The following is a 26,386-nucleotide window of genomic DNA, read 5'->3' as shown; positions in this document are numbered from 1 at the left end:
CTTGGTCTTCCAGAGCCGGATTCTGCGTTGCCTGCTGGATAAGCACACGCATGACTGTCCAATTGTGGACACTGTCGTGAGCATCGGATGCCTCCGCATGAACACAGGTCTATTCTCCCGATGGCGAGCCCTTCCGGCCCTGTCGCCATCAGGGTAGGACCACACGCTGAATACGCTCGTTTTGTCGCAGCACCAAGTTTTCGTGAACGCGGTGACGGTGGGGAGGGGTTTTCCGTATCCCTGCCTGATGACGCTGAGGGATACAGGCTGTGAACAGGGAGAACGATCTGAAGGAGGCGCAGGGTTTCGCAGCGGAGTTGCGTCGCCTGCGTCGCGCGCGGCGGTTGTCGCTGACCCAGCTGTCCGGGCTGACCCATTACAGCAGGGGCTACTTGAGCAATGTCGAGAACGGACACAAGCCGGCGACGGCGGAACTGGCCCGAAGGCTGGATGAGGTGCTGCGGGCCGAAGGGGCACTGGCAGGCCTCGTGGCACCGGCCGAGGACGCCCCGCCGTGCCCGTATCGAGGGCTGGCGGCGTTCGGCTTCGAGGACGCCCGATGGTTCTTCGGCCGGGAGCGGAGTACGGCAGCCTTGATCAGCCGGGTCGCCGAGTGTGCGAATCGTGATCAGCCACTGGTGGTGTTCGGCGCTTCAGGGGCGGGCAAGTCCTCACTGTTATGTGCCGGACTGGTTCCCGCCCTGGCCGCCGGCGCCCTGCCGGCGACAGGTTCGGCCGACTGGCCGGTGCTGGTGATGACACCGACAGCGCATCCCACAGCCGTGCTGGCCGAGAGTGTGGCCAAGTTGCTGGCGGTACCCCATGAGAATCTCGGTGATGGGATCCGTGCCGGGCGGTGGGGTGCGGCGCTGCGGACCGCACTCGGTCCCGGCAGGGGCCGCCTCGTCCTGATCGTCGATCAGTTCGAGGAGGTCTTCACGCTCTGTGAGAAGGGCAGTGAACGCCAGGCCCTCATCGGGGCGCTGTGTGACGCGTCTCGTCCCGGAGAGGGCAGTGAGCAGGCGGCCGCGTTGGTGGTGCTCGGCGTCCGCGCTGATTTCTACGGTCGCTGCCTGGCCTATCCCGAGTTGCTTGGCGCGGTCCAGGACAATCAGTTCGCCGTTGGCGCGATGAGCCGTGAGGAGCTCGTCGAGGCGATCGTCGGTCCAGCCCGGGTCGCCAAGCTCGACCTCGAACCCGGACTGGTCGAGGTGCTGCTGCGCGACCTGGGCATTGACCACGGCATCGACCAGGAACACGCCACCTACGAGCCGCGTGTCCTGCCGTTGCTGTCCCATGCGCTGCTGGCCACTTGGCAGCAGCGGCAGGGTAGCCGCCTGACGGTGGCCGGCTACCAGCTCACCGGCGGTATCCACGGTTCGGTCGCCGCCACCGCCGAACGCGTTCACACCAGCCTGGATGCTACCGCCCGACAGGAAGCCCGTCGCTTGCTGCTGCGTCTGGTTCGAGTCGGCGAGGACAGCGAGGACAGCAGCCGCCGCATCGAACGTAACCGGCTGATAAGCGACTCAGCCGATCAAGCCGCGTCCGCGGTCGCTCTGGAAGCGTTCGTCGCAGCCCGGTTGCTCACGCTGGACTGCGACTCCGCGGAGATCACCCACGAGGCCCTGCTGCGAGCCTGGCCGAGACTGCGCGGCTGGATCGACACCGACCGCGCCTGGCTACTCGTCCGCCAACAGCTCACCGAGGCTGCCGAGGCCTGGGATCGCGAAGGCCGGCACCCGGCCACCCTCTACCGAGGCCCCCGCCTGGCCACAGCACGCGAGTGGGTGAACGAAGCCGGCTCTGCCGCCGGACTGACCCCGCTGGCCCGTCAGTTCCTCGATGCCTCGATCCAGCTCGAGCACGACGAACAGCGGGCCGTTCGCCGCCGCACCCGCCGCCTGCACAAACTCGTCGCCGGGCTCACCGTCCTGTTTCTCTTCGCGGCCGGAGCGACCATCTACGCGATAAAGGCCCGGGAAGACGTCATCGAGCAACGGAATCTGGCGGTCTCCCGCAAAGTGGCCAGTGAGGCCAACGGTCTTCGTGCCGGCGATCCGCTTTTGGCGGGGCAGCTCAGTCTTGCCGCTTATCGCCTCGCGCCCACGGTGGAGACCAGGAGCAGTCTGTTGAGTTCCTGGGCCGCGCCGTATTCCACCGTCGTGACGAGCGGCGCGGATCTCGGGAAGGCGCTCGTCCTCAGCCCGGACGGTCGAACACTCGCCACGACGACTCGAGATGGCTTCAGCCTGTGGGATGTCACCGATCCGTGGCAGCCGGGAGACCCGGTCACGGTGACAGGGCATTCCAAGGAGGTTGTCTCGGCGGCGTTCAGCCCGAACGGACGTCTCTTGGCCACGGACAGCATGGATGGGACAGTTCGGCTTTGGGATGTGGTGAACCGGCGCGGACCGCGCGTGCTGGGCACCATTCCGGGCTACACCGGTTCCGGGGAGGCCGTGGCGTCGGTGGCTTTCGCACCAACTGATGCGGTCCTGGTGACCGTCGGCCAAGACCGGACAGCTCGGCTGTGGGATGTCACTGATCCGCAGCAGCCGAGGGCCCTGGGCAAGACGAGCCAGCACTCCGACGCTGTCCGCGTGGTTGCGTTCAGTCCGCAAGGCCACACGTTGGCGACTGTGGGCGGCGATGGGACGGTGCAGCTGTGGGACGTGGCGGATCAGTCGTCCCCTCGGCATCTCAGACCTCTTCCTGTGCCCATGGAACCCGCTGCCGGGTTCAGTCCGGACGGACGCCTGCTGGTCACCGCCGGCAAGGACCGGACGATCCGGCTCTGGGACATGACGGACCCACGTCAGGCCAGCATGCTCGCCAGCCTGCCTGGGCACGATGACAGGATCCGTGCCCTGGCGCTGAGCCGGGACGGACGCATGCTCGCCACGGCGGGCGACGATCGCACGATCCGGCTGTGGGATGTGACCGACCCACACCAGCCTGGTGCTCTTGCGGTGCTGACCGGCCACACCGAAGCGGTCACATCATTGGTGTTCAGCCGCGACGGACGTACCTTGGTCAGTGCCAGCGCTGACAGCACAGCCCGGCTATGGGAGGTCCCCGGTCCCGTCCTCGCCGACCACACAGCAGCCGTCTATGCCGTCGCGTTCAGCCCGGACGGCCGGGTTCTGGCTACCACGAGCGACGATCGCACCCTACGTCTACGGGATGTTTCGGATCCTCGTCGGCCGAGCCTTCTTGCCGCGACGCCGACCGGCCACACCGGTACCGTTCGCTCAGTGGCTTTCAGTCCTGACGGTCGTCTGCTGGCCACCGCGAGCTGGGACGAAACCGTTCGTCTGTGGGACGTGGCCGATCCGCGCCGGCCGAGCCTGATGGCGATCGTGTCCGGTCACGACGCCAAGATCCGCTGGGTGGTGTTCAGTCCTGACGGTCGTCGGCTGGCCACCGCGAGCGACGACCATACCGTCCGGCTCTGGGACGTCAGGAATCCACGCAAGCCTACGCTTCTGAGCACATTGACGGGACATAGCGAAACTGTTCGCGTGGTGGCTTTCAGCCCTGACGGTAGTCTGCTGGCCACCGCGAGCTGGGACAAAACCGCTCGGCTGTGGAACGTCACGAACCCCCGGAAACCAATGCCCCTCGGAACGATCACCGGCTACGGCCACCAGGTGCGATCGATCGTGTTCCATCCGAACGGGAACGTAGTCGCCACGGCGACCTGGGACGGCGTGATCCGGTTGTGGAACGTTACCGACCCACAGCGACCCCGTCTCCTCGCACCCCTGGCAGAGCACAATGGCATGGTCTTCAGTGCGGTCTTCAGCGCTGACGGCCGTACCCTCGCCACCACCGGCATCGATGGCACTGTCCGGTTGTGGGACGTCACCGACCCACAGCGACCCAACGCATTGGCCGTCCTGCTGACCGAACAACCCACAGCAGTCTTCGCCTCGGCGTTCAGTCCGGACGGTCACACCCTCGCCACGGCCGCTCATGACCACACAACGCGCCTATGGGAAACCGATGTCGAGCGGGTAGCCACCCGCGTCTGCGGCACCGCCCAGAACGCGCTCCCCGAAGGTGAATGGGAACGCTATTTCCCCGAAACTCCCTACAATCCGCCCTGTTCGTAGGCTGACATCCGGTGATGTTGGCGAGGATGGGGACTGCAAAAGTTTCGGCTCTGTCGCCAATCCCGCCGAGCGCCGCGATCAGCGCCCGTGTGGTCCGGACGACGCGATGGGAACCCCTCACGTGCCGGTCTGCTGCCGGATCCAGGACAGGTGCGCGGCGATACCGGTGTACAACGTCGTGGTAGCACATTCGCCGGCGTTGTCGCCAGGGCCGAGGGTCTCGCCGACCAGGGTCCAGTTCCCGCGGGTGCCGATGAGCGCCGGGCCGCCGGAGTCGCCGTGGCAGGCGGACTGACCACGGCCGCCCGAGACACACACGTCCTTGCCGGTTCCGCCACCGGCCGCGCAACGGAGGCTGGGGAGGATGGTCAGGTCGATCTCCTGCAGCGTGACCGGAGCAGAGCAACTCGGCCAACTCGTGCAACCCCAGCCGATCAGCCGGACAGGGCTACCGGCGGCGGGGTTGGTCTGCGCCATCCGCACCGGGGCGGACCGCGCGGGTGCGGACAGGTGCATCAGGGTCAGGTCGGTCCCGGGCTTGGTGATGCGACGGTCGATCTGTCCGACCTCACCACCGGAATTCTTACTGATCGAGCCGATCCGCCCCTGCGACGCATCGCCGCAGTGGTTGGCCGTGACAATCCATTGGGGCGCGACCAGGTTGCCACCGCAGCTGTTGCTCAACGCGACCATGAACGAATACGTCTCGGTGGCGTTGTGCCCGCCGATGATGCTCGGCTGGGCGCCGCCAGTGGGTTCCGCCGCGTCCGAGGCCGTCGCACCGACTACCGCGAACGCGAGTGTGCACGCCCCGAACACGGCTATGAGGACTTTGCGCATAGGACTCTCTCATTCGAGCGCCGCGCCGGCACCGGTCCACGAAACTCGTCGGATCAAGAATGCGGCAGCAACCCGGCATAGTGGAACGGCAGGAGCTGGCGCAGTCTCGTCAACGGCCATAGACGTCGGGACCGTGAGCCTCTCCGGTGAACCGGAGGTGAGGCTGACTTCTGGGCCCCACATGGACTGTTGTCCTATTCGGACAATGTCCGATATTGGACAGGACTGGGCGGCCGGTACCCGATCGACTGAGGGCATGATCACAACATGCGTTGGGTGATGGTGGTGAGGTTTCTGGTGTCGCGGGGTTGCGGCGAAGCCGGACGGCTGAACGATCTACAATGGATGCTTCGGGGACGTCCTGACCGGAGAGAGACGGTCACTGACCGATGCTGCGGACTTGGCAGCGGCTTTGCCTGAGGCGCAGCGTGGTGGTGAGGACGCGTTTCGGGTGTTGTATCGGTCTGTTCACCCGGCTTTGCTGCGGTACTTGCGGGTATTGGTGGGTGAGGATGTGGCGTCCGAGGCGTGGTTGCAGATCGTGCGGGATCTGGCGTCGTTTCGTGGGGAGGTCGATGGGTTTCGTGGCTGGGCCGCGACTCGTGGTCTGCGCAAGCTCGCCGAGTACCTCGAGCACCCTGGTTGACCAGCATGGAGCATCCTGACTGGACGGAGTTCGCCGGTTGGAGTGACACGATCGAAGGCGTTGACGCTGAAGGACATGAGATGAGCGCGCACCGTTCCCGCCGGATCGACCGGCGCACCGCCGAGCACTTGCTTAGTGGCGCGCCGGGCCGGGCTCGGGCGGCGACCGTTCCGTAGTCCTGTTGCCCAGGTCGCCGCCCGAGGGCGGGCGGCGGTTGTCTTCCTCCCGGCCGCCGCTCGCCCCTCAATCCATCCAGGACACACAACGAATTGTTGGCACAGCACGGGAATCCAGAGGCGCCCGGGCGACGGTATGAGGTGGAGAAGACACGATGACGCACGCCTGCCCGTACACCGTCACGGTCCGCGCGTACGTGCTCGGAGCGCTCTGCGAGCGGGAAGGCACCGAGTTCCGTCGGCACGCCGAGGTGTGCCCGTCCTGCGAGCGGGGGATCGCTGAGCTGACACTGGCCGTCCGCCTGCTGGAGAAACTCCAGACCGAGACACACGCAGCCAACGGGCACGCATCCTAAGCGCAACCGTGCCGGCGGGTGGCCGGGACATCGCCGGGCACGCCATCCGGCGCGTGCCCGAACGAACATGAGGAGAGAGTTTCGTGATGAATATCGACACGGCCCTGAAAAGAGGCGATGTCCATTGCCGGCGCGGTGGGTGCCGCGCTGGTCGATTATGAGAGTGGGATGTCGCTGGGCACGCTGGGCGGTGGTGACTGGTTGGACCTGGATGTCGCCGCGGCCGGCAATACCGAGGTGGTGCGGTCGAAACTGCGGGTGATGTCCACCCTCGGGCTCAACGACGGTATCGAGGACATCCTGATCACCTTGCACCGTCAGTATCACCTGATCCGGCTGCTGAAACCCGCCAAGGGTACCTCGACGCTGTTTGTGTACCTGGTCCTGGAGAGGGAACGGGCGAACCTCGCGTTGGCCCGGCATCAGCTCAAGCGCATCGAAGCCGACTTGGTGGTATGAGCGAGATGCAGACCGCAGCGCCCACGGATGCCTCGGATCCTGCCGTGCTGCCCACGCGCCCGAGTCTGGTGCGTAAGGACTGGTAAAGAGTAACAGCGGCAGGGTGTTCCGATCGTCCACTGAGGATACACAACGGGACCGCGGCTCGCTTCCCGCTTGGAATGAAGTGCAAGTCGCCCGGAGCGGGTGATGTGTCGTCGCATGGCACCGCCCGATGCTGCTTCAGCAGTGCACGGAAGGCGGTAATACGATGACCGATCGAGGTGACATGTCCGGCGAAGTGGGCGGGCCCGCCGGGGCGTCATCTGACGGGAGTGGGTCGCATCGGTTCACGGCCGCGATCCCTTATGGCTTCTCAGCACTCGCGCAACACCGGCCATGGCTTCTGGGTGTATTGGTCACCGTTCTTCCTGGCCGGCGGCGCGCTTCTGTTCGGCGTCCCCGTCTATGCCGCCCAGCGCCGCCATCTGACCGAGCTGCGCCCAGGCCGCGTTATTGGGTGAGGGCGGCTGAATCATCGAGCGAGGAGGCTCGGAATGACCGAGACACGATGGATCAGTGTTGTGGTGCTGGCAGCGGCCATCACGTTGTCGGCGTGCACGGGAGAGGACGCCGCGCAGCCGTCACGCGAACCGGTGGCTACCACGCCGGCACCGGCTGGACCACATGCCGGCTTCGCAGATGTGGTGGATCGGGTCGGGCCGAGCGTGGTGACAGTACAGGTTGGCGAGGGCGTGGGCAGCGGAGTCGTACTCAGGCCGGACGTCGTGGTCACCAACCAGCATGTCGTGGGACAACAGCGCAAAGTGACCATCGCCTACGCCGATGGCGCGCGTTCACCGGGCACTGTGCTGGCCACCGACACGGTCACCGACCTCGCTGTGGTCGGCACCGAACGCAGGAACCTGCCGGTGCCGGAGTTCCGGGCGGAACTTCCGCGTCCCGGCGAGCGGGCCCTGGCGATCGGCAGCCCGCTGGGATTCCAGAACTCGGTGACGGCCGGGATCATCTCCGGGCTGCACCGGGAGATCCCCGGCTCGGCCGGCCAGACCCAGTCTCTTGTGGACCTCATCCAGACCGACGCGTCCATTTCTCCAGGCAATTCCGGGGGTGCCCTGATCGACACCTCGGGCTGGGTAGTGGGCATCAATGAGGCGTACATCCCGCCCACCGCGGGTGCGGTGTCGTTGGGCTTCGCGATCCCCTCGGCGACCGTCGTCAACGTGGCTGACCAACTGCTCGCCAACGGCACGGCCACACATCCGTATCTCGGACTGTCGCTCGGCCGACTCACCGCGGACATCCAACAGCGTCTCGGCGTACAGACCGGCTACGGCGCACTGGTATTGAACATCGACCAAGCCGGACCAGCCGCCAGCACCGCGATCCGCGTCGGTGACGTGATCGTCGAGTTCGCCGGCAAGGAGATCCGCACTGTGGAGGACCTGCTGTCCGGGCTACGCCAGACCAAACCCGGGCAGAAGGTGCCGATCACCGTCGCTCGCGGCGATGCCCGTCAGCACGTCGAGCTGACCATCGGCTCCCGAACCGGCTGAACTACCACTGCCATCGCCGATCACCGGTCCCCTGCCTGCTGGCGCAGCCGGGCTACCACAAGCAGCCCACGAACGCCCAACCGTCGGCGCGGTGTCCCTGGTTGCGGCTACCGCCCGTCGCGGCCGTGCTCAGCTTGCGGAGTTCTCGGTCGATCTGTTCAGGTGTGGGGCGCTGCCGCGGGTCTTTGTTCAGCAGCCGGTCGATGAGCGGCTTCAGCGCATGGCCGAGTCGCATCGGGTCGGGTTCTTCTTCAGCGGCGGCGGTGATGGTCGCCAAAGGGGTATCGCGGTCGTAGGGGCCGCGACCTTCTATTGCGGTGTAGAGCGTCACGCCCAGAGACCACAGATCGGATGCGGGTTCGGCGGGTCGTCCGCGGGCGCGTTCGGGAGCGATGTAGCCGGCTGTGCCGACCAGGAACCCGGTCGTGGTGAGCGGGTTCTCGTTGTGGTCGGCGGCGAAGCCGAAGTCGGTGAGGACGGCTCTCCCGCGATCGTCCACCAGGATGTTGGCGGGTTTGACGTCCCGGTGGACCACACCGTGCCGGTGGGCGCGGCACAACGCGGCGAGCGTGTGCAAGCCGATCGTTGCCGTCTGCGGCGGGGATAGCGGGCCGTGGTCGGTGATGAGGTGGGCCAGCGAACGGCATCGCAGCAGCTCCATCACGATCCACGGGCGCCCGTCATCCTCGATCATGTCGTGGACGGTGATGATGTGGGGATGGTTGAGCCGTGCTGCGGTGCGGGCCTCGCGCCGGACGCGTTCCTGCAGGATCTGTTGTTCGGACGGGATCAATCCCGGTATGGGCACGAGCTCTTTCACCGCCACCTGGCGGCCGAGCACGTCGTCCATGGCCCGCCAGACCACCCCGCTACCGCCGCACCCGGCCACATCGAACAGCCGGTAGCGACCTGCCACCAGCCGCGTGTGTGCTCGTGGTGACGCGGTAGCGGACGAACTGGGTCGCGACTGCGTCGACGACGAGCCACTGCCCGCCGGATGGAGGTCCTTGGCGACACCGGCGCCAGCTCTGTTCATCGGTGGGCCACTGGGCTGTTGCAGGGCGACTCCGACATGGCTGTTCCCCTCCCGTGGGTTGGGCCACCAAAGCGCCAGGCGGCAGCGAATGGCGGCATGGGGCAGTCGCTGGTCACGCTGTGCCGTTGGGGTTGTGACGTCCGTGATCGCTGTGTGCGGGGGCGTGGCGGGGGTCCCCGGGCTGGGGGTGCAGCAGCGGGGCTGCCGTGTCGAGGAGTTGGCGGACGTTCTTCAGTCGACCAAGGAGCCGGTCGCGACAGCCGTGCAGCGCGTGCGCCTGTTGCCGGGCATCGGCAAGGATCCGCCCGGCGAGCTCGCGGGCCTCACGAACCACACGCTCGGCCGCCGCCTCCGCAGCGGTCTTCTGCTCGGCCAAGGCGCGCATCGCTTCGGCGCGGCGAGCTGCCATGGCGATCTCAAAATCGCGTTCGACCTGCTGGCGGTCCTGGGTGGCCTGCTCCGTGTGCGCCCGGCTCTCCGCGGCTGTGGCCTGCGCCCGTGCCACGATCTGCGCCGCCTCATCCTCGGCGAGTTCGACCATCCGCCGCAGCCGCTCTTGCAACCCGCCGGTCTCGATCGGTGAACGGCAGACCCGGTCGAGCTGTGCCCGCAACCGGCTGTTGTCCGAACGTCGGTCCTCCAGTTGACGGACCAGCTTCCCGGCACGGCCCACGGCGGCATCGCGAGCCGCAACCAGTGTCCGCAACGTGGTTTCGGTGCTGTGCACGTACTGCCGGACCTGGCGTCGGTCGTAGCCACGCCAGGCCAGGTCGAAGACGGCCCGCGGCGGCACCGACTCGTCCCGGCTGTCGACGCTTGACATCGATCACCCCCTGCACGAACGGACCAATATGGACACAGGCAGCTGCGTGCATTCCCCGGCATATCGCATGGCCTGGGCGACGATCGCTGCGGCACAGGACGCTGACACGCACGCGAACACCCTTGGAGCTCGCCAGCCCTGCTGACGACTACCATCCACAGTGGTCGCTCCACCCCGCGGACAATCAACCGGTAGTAAACCGATCACCACACATGATCAGCGCATCACCGGCACGATCACCCACAAGGCCAGCGGCTTGTGTCCGGGTCGGTCACGGAAACCATGCCAGCGCCGGAGTTTCTCCCGTAGGCGGTACTTTCGATCCGCCGCGACATAACGGACGGAGATGGGTCACACCCGTTTCGTCTCCATGAGACGTGCAGTGCGTGCTGGCCATCGCCTCAATCGAATCGTGATGTGTATACGGTGGAGCCCTCCCTGAGTTGTCCAAACCCGTCATAGCCGACCTCCTTCCCTGTCCGCCGTCCAGCCATAACTGAATCAACGGCGAACCATGGACGCTTCGGTTCCAGATTCCCTGATTGGGGTGCCTGGCTGGGCTGCCCCGACATGGTCGACCAGGTCGCCGACCGTAAGCGCGACTAGGCCCGTCGGCACTTCGCTGTCGAAATGCCAGAACCGACCTCAAATTCAAACACCTCAAATTGATGGCACGAACCTAGTCAATAGCTCGCCCGCCCGACCTGCTGAGACAATGATCAGAATGCTCTGCCAGCAGGAGAGCTTCAAGCACATGGGGCGGCGTATGCTCGCCACTGTCATCCAATTGCCAGTCATCGACGATCGCGACCCGACGTCCGGGTGCTCACCTCCCAGGATAACAACGACTGTTCGAGGAACGAGCGCCTGACCTTCCCGTATCGGTATGCCCGATATTGGAAACTTCACCGCCACTGTTTCCTCAGCGTGCCTCGGATCAATTCTCGTCGGGCTCGAGTCACGCATTCCGCGTGCGAATGGCCCATTTCATGGCTGCAGAAGGACTTTCACCATGCCATCCTGTTTCTTCTGGAAGGTCTCGTAGGCGTGCGGGGCATCGTTGAGTGGCAGGTGGTGGGTGGCGAAGCTGTCCACGCCGAGTGGGTCGTCGTCGGTGAGCAGCGGCAGGATGTCATCCACCCAGCGCTTCACGTTCGCCTGCCCCATCCGTATTTGGATCTGCTTGTCGAAGATCGTCAGCATGGGCATCGGGTCTGCCATCCCGCCATACACCCCCGCCACCGACACGGTGCCGCCCCGTCGGACGATGTCGATCGCCAAGTGCAAGGCGTTGAGCCGGTCAACCCCTGCTTTCTGCATGAACTTGGCTGCCACGGCATCGGGCAGCAGCCCGGTGACCTGGTGAGCGATCTTGGCGACCGGTGAGCCGTGGGCCTCCATGCCGACCGCGTCGATCACTGAATCGGGCCCGCGGCCGTTGGTCATACCTCGGATCGCCTCGGCCAAGTCGCCATGGTAGTGCAGCAGGTCCAGCGTCTCGACTCCATTGTTCTGCGCTCGTTGCAGTCGTTCTGGCACGAGGTCGACACCGATCACTTGGCTCACACTGTGATGGCGGGCAATGCGGGTGGCCATGTCGCCGATCGGTCCGAGGCCGAGCACAACCAGGCTGCCGCCCTTCGGGACGTCGGCGTAGTGGACGGCCTGCCATGCCGTCGGCAGCACGTCGGAGAGATACACGAACCGGTCGTCCGACGGGCCATCCGGGACCTTGATCGGCAGGGTGTTGCCGAACGGGACCCGCAGGTATTCCGCTTGTCCGCCGGGGACCTGCCCGTAGAGCTTGGTGTAGCCGAACAGGGCCGCGCCCATGCCATGCTCGCGGACTTGGGTGGTCTCGCATTGGGAGTGCAGGCCCTGGCCGCACATGTAGCAAGTCCCACAGGAGATGTTGAACGGCACCACAACGCGGTCGCCCGTCTTGAGCTTGGTGACGTCGGCTCCGACGTCCTCCACGATGCCCATGGGTTCGTGGCCGAGGATGTCTCCCTCGCCCATGAAGGGGCCCATGACTTCGTACAGGTGAAGATCCGATCCGCAGATGCCACTCGATGTGATTCGCACGATCACGTCAGTGGGATCCTTGATCACTGGATCGGGCACAGTGTCTACTCGAACGTCACGCCTGCCGTGCCAGGTCACTGCTTTCATGTCATGCCCTCCACCCGGTGAAGAAGTACCTGCGCTGAGCCTTCCCGCCTCCGCCACGCATAAACCTTGGCGTCCGCTGCCGCAGGTCTGGAGTTGCTCAACCATCCGGAAAGTCAGGTCGGATTGCTCATCTTCGATGGTTCCCGACTATAGAAATCTCGTATTCAACTTCACCGCGAATGAACAGCTGGCGCCCACTGGTCGTTGTCGCATTCTTGCCAGCCGGTTACCGGCCAACGGGATACCATCAGTGATATAGTCTTCCTTTTGTTTCATCCAAGGCTGAAAATTCAATATATGGGTTGAGGTGTGGATCGATCGGCAAAATCGGATGCGGGTATCCCGGTGGAGAGCGACGAGTACTCGCTCACCGTTGGCCCGGACGAACCGATCCTGCTGCAGGATCACTACCTCAACTATCAGCCAGATTTAGTTGCTTGATGCGACTAAGGTGCGATGAGTTCGGCCACCTGCCGCGGCTCGTCGACCTGGACATAGTGGCCGGCGGTATCCAGCAGGTGTAGCTCGCTGTTGGGGAACAGGGCGGCCAGCCGCCTGGCGACCTTGGGGTTGAGGTACCGATCACGGGCGCCGAAGATCACCCGTACCGGGGGGCTGAAGCGGCGCAGCGCCCCGATGCGCCGTCGGCGGCTGAGCACCGTGGCGAGCAGGTCGTCGTTGAGTCGCCAAAAGGCAGGCCGTGCGGAAAGATACTGCTCGTAGAGATGCGCGACGAGTGGTCGCCGTACCTCGGGGTCGCGGATGAAGCCGCCCACCTGCCAAACGTACAGCCGCCGATCCAGGTCAGGCCAGCGGCGCGCGACGGCACGGGCCGCAGCACGCACCACAGGCGTCGAATAGAGCGCAATGGCTGGCGGGCGGCGCAGCCCAGGCATCCAGTGATAGTAGGTGTTGAGCAGCACCAGCGCGGCGACGCGTGACGGGTTGGACAGCGCCCAGTCGATCGCCGGCGGGCCCGACGCGTCATGTGCCACGAGCACCACCTGATCCGTTCCCAGGCGAGTGGCGACGGCGTCGGCCACAGCGTCCAGGTCTCCCGCCTGGTTCGCGGACGTGTAGGGGTAGCCCGGCGGCTTGTCCGATCGGCCCCAGCCAAGGAAGTCGAAACGCACTACCGGCCGGCGCCCGGCGAGGGGCGGCAGCAGCCGGTCATAGAGGTGCACGTTGTCGGGGAAGCCGTGCATCAACACGACCGGCGCCCCGGTACCACCTAGTACCTCGACGTACAGCCGGTACGGGCCTCGTGACACGGCCAGCGCTCGGGGTGTCCGATCCATCATGATGCTCCTCACTGTGGATTGTGCGAAACAACCAGCTCGCGAAACTACGAGTTTTGCCAAGCAACCACGTCGACAGCGCCAGCGCGCGTGCGGCCATGGTCGTATGGGTTCCAGAAGTCGGCTGCTGGCGTTGACCTAGGGACTTGGCCGCGCGTTCGTACTCCGGAATGGCACTGAACGCGGTGGCGCCAACGCCGAGGTCCTGGTGCCAGTCGTACACCACGACCGACTTCACCAGCAGGTCCTGCACCGATCGGCGGGACCTGCTCACCGTCGCCCACAGCAGGCCTAACGGGAACAGCGCACATAGAACCGCCCGGCCCGCCGCGCGCGGCCAGCCCAGCAGATGCCGCCGTGAGGACAGCACCCGCAGGCCCAGCAGGATGCCGCCCACCGTGCGTCCACTCGTCGCCCACGCAACGGTGAAGTAGCCCGACGCCAGCACGAGCAGCGCCGGTATCGACAGCCACGGAGCCAGCCGGGGCCATGAGAACGACACAGGGAACCACAGGAACACCACCACCGCTACAGCGATGTACAGCGCGGTCGCCAGCATCGCCACGAGCACCATGTCGATGACCGCGGCGATCAGGCGGGTGACGACACCGGCGGTGGCGTACTCATGTGGGATGCCGTTCACAGCGGTACAGGACGGCGTCGCAGGACGCGGTCGACAAGGCGATCGACTGCGTCATCGGCGCGTGCGCACTCCGCGCGCACCCCCCGCAGGGTCTCCGACGCGAGGGGACCTGCCGACTCACGCACGATCTGGGGCAGGTCGACCTCATCGAGCACCTGACGCACGAGACCGGCAAGGTCGAGCCGGACGATGATCGCGTCGAGATCCACTCTCGCAACGACGGCGTCCACGTCCAGACCGCGAGCAAGCTCGTCGACATCCACGTGCTCCTGGACAAGCGTGGTCAGATCCACGGCGTCGAGCACCGCCTCCACGAGCGGCCGAACCATCACCGGAAATGTCGCCTCGACGACGTGTGCCACTCGCCGGCGTAGGTCCGTGCCACGAGCGGCCAACGCCGACGCAAGCCTGTCCCGTAGCGGTCCGCGAGAGACCCGCTCGACGACGACCGCGACGGCGAACACAGGTCGCAGCGACCTGTGCGCCGCGGCCAGCGCGCATGCTCCAGCGCCAAGGAGCACGTCCGCAACGCCGAGGCGGCGAGACGCTGACGCGGCCATGTTGTCCATAGCCGATCAGGGTGTAGCCGGCCCTGCCGCGCGGGAGCCGCGGGTCGGAGCCGCGCCGCGGCTCCCGCTGAACACCGCCGAAACGATCGCCATCACCCCGATCACGACCAACGCGATGCCGAACAGCCAGATCATCGCGACAACGCTGGGAACCGGATAGACAAGAACGACGATGCCGGCCAGGACGCTGACGACGCCGGACACGATCGCCCAGCCACCGCCGCCCACGAAGCCGTGGAACATCTCGATCACGCCACTGACGATCCATGACACGCCGAACAGCAGCACCAGGATCGCGGTGGTGTGGAACGGCGAGCGCAGGCAGAGGATGCCCACGACGATCAACAGTAGGCCGAGCAGCACAAACAGAACCCGCCCACCCCCACCGTCAGTGTCCAACGAGAAGGCGGTCACGATGCGAATAACGCCGGCGACGATCAGTTGAAGGCCCAGGAGAACGGCCACGGCGAGCAGCGTGGCTCCCGGCCAGAAAAGCATCAGTAGCCCGACCACCACGGTTACCGCGCCGAAGGCGATCTGCCAGCCACGCGACGGTCTGGCCGTGATGACCGCCCTGACCGCCTTGCTACCGATGGTGGGCGAGGAATCCGCTGCACTCATTGAAACACCCCTTTGGGCGGATTGGCTATCGACAGCCGTCGTGCCACACGATTCGGCATCAACCCGGGTCGTTCATCCCCCGCGGCGGGCGAGTTGTCGGAGCGTTTCCGGCTGCTGCCCATCACCAGACCTCCTCGGTTCCACCCGCCCCGTAAGGACGGTCGGACGACCCCGTCACCCTGCGATGCACCCACGATCGCGCGCGTCACCCGTGGAGGGTGAAGAACGCCGCGACTGTCTCACCCACGCTCCACGACACCGGATGCAAGCAACCGTCTTCAACCGACAACGCACACCGAACACCTGACCGAACCGCGCCGGGTTGGTTGGTGACGGATTGCCAGGCGGCCATGACCAGCGAGGGCACCGTCCTGCAGGCTCCGAAAAGGTTCACCAGACTGACCGCCGCGCGGTGACCGGTTCGGCGACAGCCAGCGCGATTGCCCAAGCCACCGCCGACTTGTCGCTCGTGACTTGGGTGGTGTGTCCGTAACCCAGGTCTGTCCACTATGGAATGTGGAATGCCGGTTCGTCTGTGACCACGTGATCCGGCCTGGGCTCACCGCTGCCGGCTCTGATCCGTTCAGGGGCGGGCCCTTCGGCCGCGTGTGTCATTGGCTCACCCGCCACTTACGGTCGTCCGGTCGCCTCTGGATTCCCTTGTGCGCCAACAATTCTCCTTGTGTACTGCGCGGAATGGGTGGGCGAGCGGCGGTTGGAGGGGAGGCAACCGCCGCCCGCCCGGGAGCGGCGACCCTGCGCGCCGGCACGGACGCCGCCGCGAGCAGGTCGCTCAGAGCATCCGATCCGACGGGAACGGTGCGCGCTTATCTCATATCCATCAGCGTCAAAGCTTCCGATTGCGTCACTCGGTCCGGCTTTATGCTGGTCAGCCGGGGCAGTCGAAGTACTCGGCGAGCTTGCGCAGACCGCGATAGGCTGCCGTGCGCACTGCGCCCGGGCGCTTGCCCAGCAGCCGGGCGGCTCCCTTCACGTCCAGCCCTACGACCACGCGCAACAGCACGGCCTCGGCCTGATCACGTGGCAGTCTCCCGATCAACGCCAGCGCCGCATCGGTGGCCACCGCGTTCACCGCGGATTCGGCGGTCTCCTCGGGTCCGGATCGATCAGCCAGGTCCTCGACCGGCCCGGTCACGATCGGCCGCCGGCGCTGACGACGCAGATGGTCCATCGCACGATGCCGGGCGATCGTCGTGGCCCAGCCACGAAACCCGTCGACATCCCCACGAAAGGACGTCAGATCCCGCACGATCTGCAGCCAGGCCTCGGACGCCACGTCCTCGGCATCCTCACCCACCAGCACCCGCAAGTACCGCAGCAAAGCCGGTTGAACAGACCTGTACAGCACACGGAACGCGTCCTCGTCGCCATGCTGCGCCTCTGACAAGGCCGCCGCCAAGTCCGCCGTGTCAGCCGGTTTCCGTCTCCGTCTGGTCAGGACCTTCTCCCGGGAGTCCATTGTGGATCGCTCAGCCGTCCGGCTTCGCCGCAACCCAGCAACATCAGAAACCTCACCGCCATCACCAAACGCGACGCACCGTGCGCCCGCGACATCTTGATCCATTTCCCGGCTCAGCGAAACCCCTGCCGGAGTGTCATATCCACACGGGACTGACGAGGGGTTGGCAAGTAACGAGCACATTCCCCCGGCGGGGTCGACCGGAGACCTCTCATGGGTGTTGCCAAGATCGGCCGCATGATCCGGAACAAACTGTCTCTTTTGGACAAACAGACGAGTCGGCATCCAGATGCTCGACAGGACGTGGCGATGGCGTAATCACGACAACGGCGATTCTGCGCCACACGTAGCCCTTCACTCGCCCATCTGAGAGTGCCAGGCTGCCGACGTGGTATCCATTGCGCACTGTCGTCCACACTAGACAGAGTGCTGGCCGCTTCCCCTCGGCGCGGCTTTGGCGGGACGATCGACGGGATGATGAGTCGTTTCCCGACCGTAGCCCTCGACCTCGACATGCACGCTGTGCGCCGACTTCGGCCGCGCGACCTCGATGCCAGGCCCGACCGTGTGACAGAACCGCTTGTCGGTCGCGATCTCCCATTCCATCAGGAACGGACGGTCCGGCATCCCGCCATGGCCGTTGTCGGCCAACGGGTTCTGCGCGAGCCGGGTCCACAACACACACTGTGATGATCAGGGTCGCCCGAAGCGACCCGCAATTCCTATTATGTTGGCGGAGCGAGACTCGCCGACGACGAGCTGCAATTCGATGGTGAGGCTTCCCGGCTATGGCGGGTATTCGCCATTGTCATTTTCCGCCTCGGCCCGCGGGGAGGGCAAAGGAGTTCTCATGACTAAGGTTTGGGTCTGTGACAACGAACCCAGCGAGCGATTTCCCATATACACCCGGGGCAATGTGTCCGAGGTGTTCGTCGAGGCGGTCTCGCCGCTGACCTGGAGCGCCTACGCGCCGCGCTCCTGGGAGCTGGGCTGGCGGGACGCCTTGTGCCGGATGGGCGCGTTCACCCTGGACGAGTTCGAGCCGGTGGGCGAGTGCGAGGTGGTCGGCTGCTTTGGCGGTTATGTCTACCTCAACGTCTCCCTCTCGCGGGTGCTCGGGGTCCGGGTGCCGGGGATGTCGATCGAGGCGATGGACCGGTCGTTCTTCGGCGACTACCCGGATGTCCCGCCGTACCGGCCGGACCCGCGCGACGAGAACCCGGAGTGTGCTCGTGCAGCGGGCGAGTGGCTGAGGTCGCTGTTCACCACGACCGAGCTGCCGGAGCTCGCGGAGGACGAGGCCCGGCTCGACCGGCTGGTGGGCAGCCGGCCCGACCTGTCGATGGCGTCCGACGCCGAGTTGCTCGCGCGCTTCCGCGAGCTGCGACCGGAGAACCGCTACTTCTTCGCCAAGCACATTTACATGACCTACTGCTCGAATGTGGTGGCAGCGGTTGTCGCGCAGATCGCGGCCGCCGTGCAGGCGCCGGAAATGGCTGCCAAAGTGACGACTGTGCTCGATATTCCTTCGGCGCGGCAGTCGTTCGAGATGTGGGAGCTGTCGCGTGTGGTGGCCCGTTCCGCTGTGCTCATGCGGGAATTCGATGCCGGCGTCGACGGGCTGCTGGAACGCCTGCTGGACTCCGCTGAGGCCGACGTGAGGAAATTCCTTGCCCACTGGGCGGAGTTCATCGATCGGTGGGGATTTCTCGGGGCCAGCGTCTGGGAGTTCCGTTCGGCTACCTACGCGTCCGATCCCCGGGTCCCGCTGCGCATGCTCGACCGCGCCCGGCAAGCTCCCGACGCGGCCGCACCACGCGAGCGGTCTGCGGCGTTGCGGGCCGAACGGGACAAGGCGATCAAGGAGATCGCGGCACGGCTGTCGGGTGACGCCGAAGCCCGAGACCGGTTCCTCGGTGCCGCCCAGGCCGCCGAGGTGTTCCTCCCCGCCCGCGAGCAGACCAAGCTGAACTGTACGCGGATGACCGAAGAGATCCGGGCCAATCTGCGGGAGCTCGGCGGCCGGTTCGTCGAGCGGGGCGTGCTGGCGGCCTGGGAACAACTGTTGTTGCTGCTCGACAACGAGGTGGATGGCTTCCTCAACGCCCCCGGCCGCTACGGCGAGAAGATCGCAAACCGTCAGGCCGGCCTGGAGCTGCTGAAGTCGAAGTGGCCGCCGTTCGTGTTCGAGGGCGAACCACCGCCTCTCGAGGCATTCGAAGATCGCGTGAAGGAGCCGAAGCCCGCCGTCACCAGCGGGGAGCAGTTGACTGGCGTGCCCGTTTCGCAGGGTGTCCACACTGGGCCGGCCCGTGTCATCGCGTCGTTGGACGACGACAGCGACCTCGAGCCGGGTGAGGTCATCGTCGCCGTCACCACCGATTCGTCGTGGGGTCCGCTGTTCCTGGCTGCCGGCGCGGTGGTCTGCCAGACCGGAGCCACGATCTCGCACGCCGCCATCGTTGCCCGCGAACTCGGCATCCCCGCAGTGGTGTCGGTTCCCGACTGCACCGAACGGATCAAGAACGGCACCGTGGTGACCGTGGACGGCTCAACGGGTCGCGTGACGGTCGCATGAGGACAACAACCATGCCGGACCCCGGCAGGAGGCTCGTCGTTCCTCTCGACGGAACCATCGACCTGTCGCACGCGGATATCGGCGACAAGGCCTGGAATATCAACCGCATGCGGGCACTCGGGCTCCCGGTACCGCCCGCAGTCGTGGCCACCACCGCCTATTGCCGGTCGTACCACGCCGCCGGCGGCCGGTTGCCCGACCCGCTGTGGCAGCGGATTGTCGACCAGATGTGGGTTCTCGAAGCGGAAACCGGCCGTAGTTTCGGTTCGCCGTCGAAACCGCTGCTGGTGGCCGTGCGCTCCGGTGCCGCCCGGAGCATGCCCGGAATGCTGGATACGGTCCTCGACGTGGGGATCAACTCCGCGATCGAATCCGCTCTCGCCGCCGAGACCCAGGACCCGGCTTACCCGGCCGACACCCATCGCCGGTTCATCGAGGCGTACCGCCATATTGTCCTCGGGATGACCGATGCCGAGGTGCCGTCGGATCCCTGGCAGCAGTTGCGTGGCGCGGTGGAGGCGGTCCTCGCGTCCTGGAATTCACCTCGTGCCCGGGCGTACCGGCGACACCGTGGCATTCCTGACGATGGGGGCACCGCGGTCATCGTGCAGGCCATGGTGTTCGGCAACCTCGACGACCGGTCCGGCACCGGGGTGCTGTTCACCCGGAACCCGATGACCGGGGAGGGACCGTCGTTCGGCGAGTGGATCGTCCGCGGACAGGGCGAAGACGTCGTGTCCGGCCGCGCCGACCCGCAACCCCTGGCCGCCTTGCGCGAGCTATTGCCCGAGGTGCACGCCCAGCTCATGGATATGGCCGTCCGGTTGGAACGCGATTGCGGCGACATCCAGGACATCGAGTTCACCGTGGAGTCCGGCCGCCTGTGGCTGTTGCAGTCGCGGACTGCCCGGAGGTCACCGCGGGCCGCGCTGCGCGCCGCCGTCTCGATGGTCGACAAGGGCATTCTGGAACCGGGCACCGCGCTGGAGCGCGTCACTGCCGAACATGCTCGTGCCTTGCTCGGTTGCGTGCTGGACCGGTCGCGTCTCGCCGGAGCTGTGCCGGTGGCAACCGGGCATCCGGTCTGCGAGGGCGTGGCCACCGGCGTGGTGGTCCTCGACCCGGGCGAGGCCGAGCGGCGGGCCGGTGCGGGCGAGGACGTCGTGCTGGCCAGGTCCAGCACCAGTCCGGACGACCTGCCCGGGTTCATCGCGGCGCGGGCCGTGCTCACTGAACATGGAGGGTCGACCTCGCACGCCGCCGTGGTCAGCCGGGAACTCGGCCGCGTCTGCGTGGTCGGGTGCGGCGAGGGCACGGTGACTTCGCTGGCGGGCCAGCAGGTGACTGTGGACGGTGCCGGTGGGGTGGTATGGCTCGGCGAGATGCCGCTGCTGTCCATCGAGGACGAGATCGATCCGGACCTGGCCCGGCTGATCGACTGGGCTCAGGCCCGAGTGCCCCTGGCTGTGCGGCGCCACGCCCCTGCCGGATCCATCGACGAGTTGACAGTGCTGCGGCTGGTCGGGCTCAAAAGGCGGATCGCCCCGGAGATGGCGGCCCACAGTCTCGGCGCGGACCGCGACCGGCTGGACGCGGTGTGCCTGGAGCTGGTCGAGCATGGACTGTGCACGCACTCCGGAAGCGGCCTGCGCCTGACGCCGGATGGGCGTCGTCGGCTGTCCATTCTGCTCGCTGAGGAACGGATGAACAGCGACCAGGCGGTGGCCGGGCGCCTCTACCGGGAATTCTGCGGCTTCAACGGCGAACTCAAACAGATCATCACCGACTGGCAGCTGCGCGACAACGCCACACCGAACGACCACGCCGATGCCGCCTATGACCAGGCGGTCCTGCACCGCCTTCGCGACCTTCATGAGCGCGTGAAACCCTTGCTGGATCGGCTCGGCGACCTCGCCCCGAGGCTGCGGCGGTACGCGCCGAGGTTCGGCGAGGCGCGCGCTCGCCTCGCCGAAGGCGACCACACCTTCATCGCGAATATCAGCAAGGACAGCTTTCACACGTTGTGGTTCGAGCTGCACGAAGATCTGCTCAGCATCACCGGCGACAGCCGCGAAAGCGAAGTGGCGGCAGGCCGCGCGCTCTGATCCGGACAAGGTGGTCTTTCGGCACCATGCAGCGTGCGAAGTATCAGAGCATCCCGGCTCGGGCGCTGGGAGGCCTGCCCGTCCAACTGACCAGCTTTGTCGGCCGGCGGCGCGAGGTGTCCGAGGTGCGACGCCTGCTGTCCAAGTCGCGGCTGGTGACGTGCACCGGGCCCGGCGGGGTGGGCAAGACGCGGCTGGCGTTGCAGGTCGGCGCCCAGTGCCGGCGGGCGTTTCCCGACGGCGTCTGGTTCGTCGAACTGGCTGGTCTCAACGAAGCGCAACTGGTCGCCGACGCCGTCGCCGATACCTTCGGGCTGGCGGACCATCGCGCCGATCCGACCGTCCGGTTGCAGGAGTACCTCCAGGACCGGCACCTGTTGCTGGTGCTCGACAACTGCGAGCATCTGGTGGACGCCTGCGCGAGGCTCGTGGCCAGGCTCCTGGTGGCGGCACCCCGGCTGCACGTCCTGGCGACCAGCCGGCAGGTACTCCGGGTGGGCGGTGAGCAGGTTTTTCCGGTGCCGCCGCTCACGGTCATCACAGCGGAAGGAGCCATCGACGGCAGGAAGCTCCTCGCCTCGGACGCGGTCACCCTGTTCGCCGACCGGGCGGGCGCCGCGGAGCCCAGCTTCCGGCTCACCCCAGAGACCCTGCCGGCGGTGCATGCCATCTGCCGGCGGCTCGATGGTATCCCGCTGGCCATCGAACTGGCCGCCGTCCGGTGCCGCGCGTTCGGGCCGGAGGCGATGCTGGCTCACCTCGACGACGCGTTCGCGCTGCTGAACTCTGGGCGTGGCGGGGGCGAATCGAGACACCGGACCCTGGAGACCGCGATGGCGTGGAGCCATCGCCTGTGCACCCCGGACGAGCAGCGGATGTGGGCGCGGCTGTCGGTGTTCGCGGACGACTTCGATCTCGATGCCGCCGAAGCGGTGGGCTTGTGGGATGGGATCGACCGGTCTGAGGTGGCCGAACTCGTCGCCGGCCTGGTCGACAAATCCGTTGTCATCCGGGCCGACAGGACTCGCGGGCAGGAGGCGCGGTTCCAGCAGTTGGTCACCGTCCGGCAATACGGAGGCATCCAGCTGGCCCTGTCCGGTGAGGAGCTCACCGTCCGCGAACGGCACTTGGCCTACTACCGAGCCCTGGTCAACCGTGGCGAGACCGCGTACTTCCACTCTGGCGAGGTCGCGTGGTTCACCGAGCTGCGTCGCGAACACAGCAACCTCCGGGCCGCGCTCGAGTTCTGCCTTGCCGATCCCGCCCGCGCACCAGTTGCCCTGGACATCACCGCCCGGCTACGGATCTACTGGTATGCCTGCGGGTTGTTCCACGAGGGCGCACTGTGGTTGCGCCGAGCTCTTGCGGCCGCCCCGGAACCGAACGCGCTGCGTGCCAAAGCGCTGGCGGCGTGCGGGTTCCTGATCCAGTTCTGCGGCGAGTACGACGAGGCGGTGACCATGTTCGAGCTGGCCGAACAGTTCGGGGACACCACCATCAGCGCGGACGCCGACTGGTGTGCCGCCCTGCGTGCCGTGCACCGCGGCGACCCACGGACAGCGGTCACGCTGCTCGATCGGTCGTTGGCCAAATCCCGTGCGGTGTCCGATATGGCGGGCGTCTACCGCACGTTGATCGTGCATGGCGTCGCCGCGTTCGACATCGCGCCCGACGAGGGGAAGGTGTCCGCGGAGCAGGCGCGTGCCCTGGTCGAGCTGTCGGGAGCCGACTGGTCGAAGACCATTGTGCTGCGGCTTCTCGGCCGGTACCGGCTCGCCGACGGGGCGTTCCCCGAGGCGGCGGTCCTGTTCGAGGGGGCTCTCTCGCTGGCCTGGCAGACCTACGACCTGCGGACGATCGGGCGGTGCGTCGAGGCGCTGGGGTGGTGCGCTTCGGGTACGGGCCACCACGAGCGGGCGGCGCTACTGTGGGGCGCGGCCGAGACGGTGGTGCAGCTCGCCGGTGCCGCGCCGGATTATCCGCACATCGCCAAGCGCTTCGCCCGCCACGAGCAGGCCACCCGGGAGACACTCACCGGGCACCGGTTCGCGGCAGCCCTCGCCCGGGGCAAAGCGATGTCACCCGCTGAAGTGGTCGACTTCGTGCAGGGCAAGGCGGCAGAGGCGCTGGCTCCCACCCGGGGGACGGCCCAGCTCACCCGTCGCGAGACGGAGATCGCCGGGCTGGTGGGAGAGGGGCTGACGAACAAGGAGATCGCCGCTCGGCTCGTCATCGCCCAGCGCACCGCCGAGGGGCATGTGGAACGCATCCTGGCCAAGCTGGGCTTCCGATCGCGGGTCGAGATCGCGGCCTGGATCAACGGCTGCGGCAACGTACTTGCCGCGAACGACAAATAGATCCCCATCACGAGTTTCGGCTTTCTCGTTGTTCGGTGACCCATGCGGCGAGTTGGGTGCGTTTGGTGAAGCCGAGTTTGGTCAGAATGCGTTCCACATGCCCCTCGGCGGTGCGCCGGGAAATCACGAGCCGGGCCGCGATGTCCTTGTTGAACAGTCCTTGCGCGACCAGTTCGGCGACCTGCTGCTCTCGGCGGGTCAGCGGCGCCAGCGGTTGCGTTGCGGTGGCGGGACTGGCGGGGGCGGGCTGAGGGGTCTCGCCGAGGGCGTGAGCGATGGCCTGATCGAAGCCGAGTTCGGCGCCACGGCGGAAGGCGGCCTCGAACGCGGAGTCGCCGAGGGTGCGGCGGGCCTGCTGCTCGCACGCCTCGTGTGCGGCGAGGTAGTGCGCGGAGCCGAACAGGGGCTGGCCGCCGACCAAGGGCCAGATCTGGTGGGCCGTGCCGAACAGCACGGCGGCCCGCTCGCATTCGCCGGCCTTCTCGGCGATCCAGGCCAGCCGCTCGACGAGCAACGCGATGCCGAAGGTGTCGTTGAAGGTGTGCATGACCCGGAGACTTTCCTGGGCGTGTGCGCTCGCCTGCGCAAACTCGCCCCGTGTCCATTCGGCGAGGGTGAGAGCGTAGAGCGTGTAGGCCCGAGCCCATTGGTCGCCGTGCTGCTCGCAGAGCGCGCGGGCGTGCTGGCCCAGCGCGACGGCGTGCGCGAGGTTCCCCTGGAAAACGGCTGCTCCGATCAGTGTGACGTAGGCGATGATCACGGTGCTGTTCAGCTCGCCGAGAGCCTCGAAGCGCGCCAGGGCATCTTCCAGCAGTACCTGCGCCTGCTGGAAGTCGCCGCTGAATCGTGCGGCGGCCCCCCGGATGAATACGGCATAGGCCAGCACATTCTCGTCGCCCCGCGACTGGGCCCAGTCCGAGCATTCATGTGCCATGGCCGTGGCGGCGGGGATGTCTCCCTGCACGACGGCGATGTGGGCGTCGATCCACAGGGCGGTGGCCCGTGCCCTGCTTGGCGCGGTGTCCTGGGCCAGTGCCCGGTCTATCCAGTGTCGTCCCTCGGCCAGCAAGCCGCAGCCGAACCAGTAGAACCGCAAGGCTGCGGCGAGGTGTAGTCCGGTCTGGGCGTGGCCAGGGGTGGTGAGACAGAACTGCAGTGCCTGCCGGAGATTGGCGTGCTCGAGTCGCAGTCGCTGCAGCCAGGTGGCTTGGTTGGGTCCGAACCAGTCTCGGTTGCCTTGTTCGGCCAGGTGCAGGTACCAGTGGGCGTGCCGGCGCCGCAGCCGGGCGTGCTGGCCGGCCTGCCGGAGTTTGTTCTGCCCGTACTGGCGCAGTGTGTCCAGAAACCGGTACCGGGTCCCAGTCCTGTGGTTGTCATGGATGAGGATCGACTTGTCCACCAGCCCGGCCAGCAGCTCGAAGACCGACTCGGCAGGCAGATCCTCACCGGCGCAGATCCTCTCGGCCGCCGGTAGCCCGAAACTGCCGGCGAACACCGAGGCTCGCGCCCAGAGTGCCTGCTCGGCGGGGGTGCACAGCCGGAAGCTCCAGTCGATCGTCGCCTGCAGGGTCTGGTGGCGTGCCGGCACGCTGCGCGGGCCGGTGGTCAACAGGGCGAATCGGTCGTCCAGCCGGGCCAGGATCTGGCCGGCCGAGAGCGCCCGCAGGCGGGCCGCGGCCAGTTCGATGGCCAGTGGCAGGCCGTCCAGCCGGCGGCAGATGCCGGCCACCTCCTCCTGGTTCTCGCTGCTGACCGCGAACGCCGGCACCACCGCCGTGGCGCGTTCGGCGAACAACGCCACCGCGGTATCCGGGGAACGGGTCCCGGCCGGCCGGGACCCGTTGCGCTCGGGGACCGGCAGCGGACCGACCGGCAGGACCTGCTCACCGGCCACCCGAAGGATTTCCCGGCTGGTGGCCAGGATCCGCAGCCCGGCGGCCTCGCGCAGCACCGCGTCGGCGAGCCCGGCACACTCGCGCACCAGGTGCTCGCAGTTGTCCAGCACCAGCAATACCTGCCGGTCGCGCAGGAAATCGACCAGCAGCCCGAGCGGCTCCCGCCCGGCGATGTCATGGATCCGCAACGCCTGGGCCACGGTGTGCGCCACCAGCGTGCGATCCCGCACCTGGGCCAGCTCGGCCAGCCACACCCCGTCGGCGAACGCCCGCCGCACCGCGCCCGCCACCCGCAGCGCGAGCCGGGTCTTGCCCACCCCGCCGGTCCCCGTCAACGTCACCAGTCGCGCGGTGGACAGCACCCGCCTGGCCTCGGAGATCTCCCGCCGGCGATCCACGAAACTCGTGAGCTCGGCCGGAAGATTGCCACCGCGCTGCTGCAACTCGGAGACCGGCATGACAGGCCTCACGTTCGATGTGACCGTCGGCGGTGCATCGCGCCATCCTTCGCCGCACACAAGGCGGCCCTGGTGCCCGTCACAGATTTCACCGAAAGTCCAATCGGCGGAAGCCTGATCGTTCAGTACGCTCCGCGGACCCGGGGCGGTCAGGAGGAGCAGATCCCGGCGTGTCCGGTCGTGTCAGCGGCCGGTTTTGC

Annotated in this window: 18 protein-coding genes and 1 pseudogene; 8 read left to right on the top strand and 11 right to left on the bottom strand. The window is 66.9% G+C overall.

The annotated features are described in order from the left end of the window. Positions 1–269: 269 nt before the first annotated feature. Entirely contained in the window at positions 270–4,118 is a 3,849-nt protein-coding gene (locus JOF56_RS44385; RefSeq protein ID WP_209645559.1) for an nSTAND1 domain-containing NTPase, read from the top strand. A gap of 117 nt (positions 4,119–4,235) precedes the next feature. On the opposite strand, the gene JOF56_RS44380 is transcribed toward JOF56_RS44385, so the two are convergent. Continuing rightward, a complete protein-coding gene (locus JOF56_RS44380; RefSeq protein WP_209645558.1) occupies positions 4,236–4,958 on the bottom strand; it encodes a S1 family peptidase in 723 nt (240 codons plus the stop codon). A gap of 400 nt (positions 4,959–5,358) precedes the next feature. On the opposite strand from JOF56_RS44380, the gene JOF56_RS44375 reads away from it, so the two are divergent. From JOF56_RS44375 to JOF56_RS44360, 4 genes and pseudogenes are all read left to right on the top strand, one after another. Then, positions 5,359–5,604 (top strand): RNA polymerase sigma factor, encoded by a 246-nt coding sequence (locus JOF56_RS44375; RefSeq protein ID WP_209645557.1) that lies wholly within the window; start codon positions 5,359–5,361, stop codon positions 5,602–5,604. Positions 5,605–5,935: 331 nt separating this feature from the next. Then, positions 5,936–6,136, top strand: coding sequence for a zf-HC2 domain-containing protein (locus JOF56_RS44370; RefSeq protein ID WP_209645556.1), 201 nt, complete (start codon positions 5,936–5,938; stop codon positions 6,134–6,136). An 86-nt stretch (positions 6,137–6,222) separates the two neighbouring features. Further along, positions 6,223–6,595, top strand: a pseudogene (locus tag JOF56_RS44365) (hypothetical protein). A 536-nt stretch (positions 6,596–7,131) separates the two neighbouring features. Further along, complete coding sequence (locus tag JOF56_RS44360; protein WP_209645554.1) at positions 7,132–8,151, top strand: S1C family serine protease; 1,020 nt, start codon at positions 7,132–7,134, stop codon at positions 8,149–8,151. A 52-nt stretch (positions 8,152–8,203) separates the two neighbouring features. Here JOF56_RS44360 and JOF56_RS44355 read toward each other — a convergent pair whose 3' ends face one another. From JOF56_RS44355 to JOF56_RS44320, 9 genes are all read right to left on the bottom strand, one after another. Beyond that, positions 8,204–9,187 (bottom strand): serine/threonine-protein kinase, encoded by a 984-nt coding sequence (locus JOF56_RS44355; protein ID WP_209645553.1) that lies wholly within the window; start codon positions 9,185–9,187, stop codon positions 8,204–8,206. Between the two features lie 112 nt (positions 9,188–9,299). Beyond that, entirely contained in the window at positions 9,300–10,010 is a 711-nt protein-coding gene (locus tag JOF56_RS44350) for an SPFH domain-containing protein (protein WP_209645552.1), read from the bottom strand. A 987-nt stretch (positions 10,011–10,997) separates the two neighbouring features. Then, entirely contained in the window at positions 10,998–12,182 is a 1,185-nt protein-coding gene (locus JOF56_RS44345) for a zinc-dependent alcohol dehydrogenase (protein WP_209645551.1), read from the bottom strand. Positions 12,183–12,628: 446 nt separating this feature from the next. Beyond that, positions 12,629–13,387, bottom strand: a complete 759-nt coding sequence (locus tag JOF56_RS44340) for an alpha/beta fold hydrolase (RefSeq protein WP_307855829.1) — start codon at positions 13,385–13,387, stop codon at positions 12,629–12,631. Continuing rightward, entirely contained in the window at positions 13,353–14,123 is a 771-nt protein-coding gene (locus tag JOF56_RS60420) for an RDD family protein (protein ID WP_307855534.1), read from the bottom strand. The genes JOF56_RS44340 and JOF56_RS60420 overlap by 35 nt, the downstream gene beginning before the upstream one ends. Then, entirely contained in the window at positions 14,120–14,692 is a 573-nt protein-coding gene (locus tag JOF56_RS44335) for a hypothetical protein (protein ID WP_209645549.1), read from the bottom strand. Before JOF56_RS44335 ends, JOF56_RS60420 begins: the two co-directional genes overlap by 4 nt. A gap of 6 nt (positions 14,693–14,698) precedes the next feature. Then, positions 14,699–15,313, bottom strand: coding sequence for an HdeD family acid-resistance protein (locus tag JOF56_RS44330; RefSeq protein WP_209645548.1), 615 nt, complete (start codon positions 15,311–15,313; stop codon positions 14,699–14,701). Positions 15,314–16,202: 889 nt separating this feature from the next. Further along, complete coding sequence (locus tag JOF56_RS44325; protein ID WP_209645547.1) at positions 16,203–16,793, bottom strand: RNA polymerase sigma factor; 591 nt, start codon at positions 16,791–16,793, stop codon at positions 16,203–16,205. A gap of 417 nt (positions 16,794–17,210) precedes the next feature. Then, positions 17,211–17,474 carry a PhoD-like phosphatase N-terminal domain-containing protein gene (locus JOF56_RS44320; protein WP_209645546.1) on the bottom strand — a complete coding sequence of 88 codons (264 nt, stop codon included), beginning with the start codon at positions 17,472–17,474 and terminating at the stop codon, positions 17,211–17,213. Between the two features lie 169 nt (positions 17,475–17,643). Between JOF56_RS44320 and JOF56_RS44315 the strand changes: the two genes are divergently transcribed. Genes JOF56_RS44315 through JOF56_RS44305 form a run of 3 tightly spaced genes read left to right on the top strand, consistent with a single transcriptional unit; the run spans position 17,644 to position 23,833 of the window. Further along, entirely contained in the window at positions 17,644–19,371 is a 1,728-nt protein-coding gene (locus JOF56_RS44315) for a PEP-utilizing enzyme (protein ID WP_209645545.1), read from the top strand. Between the two features lie 11 nt (positions 19,372–19,382). Beyond that, a complete protein-coding gene (locus JOF56_RS44310; protein WP_209645544.1) occupies positions 19,383–21,476 on the top strand; it encodes a pyruvate, phosphate dikinase in 2,094 nt (697 codons plus the stop codon). 26 nt (positions 21,477–21,502) lie between these two features. After that, the gene (locus JOF56_RS44305; RefSeq protein ID WP_209645543.1) at positions 21,503–23,833 is read left to right on the top strand and encodes an ATP-binding protein; all 2,331 of its coding nucleotides are present in this window, start codon (positions 21,503–21,505) and stop codon (positions 23,831–23,833) included. 7 nt (positions 23,834–23,840) lie between these two features. Here JOF56_RS44305 and JOF56_RS44300 read toward each other — a convergent pair whose 3' ends face one another. Beyond that, on the bottom strand, positions 23,841–26,186 hold the full coding sequence (locus JOF56_RS44300; protein ID WP_209645542.1) for an ATP-binding protein: 2,346 nt from the start codon (positions 26,184–26,186) through the stop codon (positions 23,841–23,843). Positions 26,187–26,386: the final 200 nt, after the last annotated feature.

Origin of the sequence: Kibdelosporangium banguiense, from assembly GCF_017876405.1 — a bacterium.
GTDB lineage: Bacteria > Actinomycetota > Actinomycetes > Mycobacteriales > Pseudonocardiaceae > Kibdelosporangium > Kibdelosporangium banguiense.
Note: the sequence above shows the minus strand (reverse complement) of the source record. Positions and strands in the feature narration are given on the sequence as shown.